General features: G+C 64.9%; 1 protein-coding gene. It reads right to left on the reverse strand.

Features of this window, described 5'->3' with window-relative positions:
* On the reverse strand, window positions 1-248 hold a 248-nt coding region (locus WG8_RS29150; RefSeq protein ID WP_007432835.1), incomplete at both ends, for a nucleotide-binding protein.

Genomic DNA, 248 nt, shown 5'->3' on the forward strand with positions numbered 1-248 from the left:
TCGCCGCGTTCCACGGCAGGCACCAGGCCCAGATGACGCTCGGGTATGTCCAGCCCGTCATCGCGCTTCAACCAGCCGAGCACGGGGATACCGCACTCCTGCTCAATCGCCTTCCTGACGATGCTGCAATGTCCCTGGCTTCCGCAGCGATTCACGATCACGCCCGCAATGCGCAGCTTCGGCTCCAGGCGCTGGAAGCCGAGCACAATAGCGGCTGCGCTGCGTGCCATGCTGCGCACGTCGACAAC

Source organism: Paenibacillus sp. Aloe-11, assembly GCF_000245715.1.
Classification (GTDB): Bacteria; Bacillota; Bacilli; order Paenibacillales; family Paenibacillaceae; genus Paenibacillus; species Paenibacillus kribbensis.